The 314-nt window shown below is 38.2% G+C and carries 1 pseudogene; it reads left to right on the top strand.

What is annotated here, in order from left to right:
* Positions 1-314: pseudogene (locus tag ACFIK8_RS12060) on the top strand (protease modulator HflK); the annotation flags it as partial.

Here is a 314-nt window from a genome sequence, read left to right as displayed (position 1 = left end):
GAAAAAAAACAGCTAAGAATCTTTTCGGTTCTGGTGGCAATAGTGGCGGTGACAATAGTCCCAATATTGATGATATTTTGCGTAAAGGGCAGGATCAGTTCAAACAATTTGGCAGGAATGGGCTTTTTGTTTTGTTCCTTCTGCTTGCTGTGTTTTTTTGGCTGTACCAGTCTTTTTATATTGTTCAGCAAAATGAACAAGCGGTAGAGTTGCGTTTTGGTGTACCTAAAACAGGAATTATCGGTGATGGTTTGCATTTTCACTTTTCGCCAATTGAGACCTATATGAAAGTGCTTTTAACAGAAAAAACGATC

The organism is Bartonella sp. MR168JLCBS (genome assembly GCF_042194175.1).
Note: the sequence above shows the minus strand (reverse complement) of the source record. Positions and strands in the feature narration are given on the sequence as shown.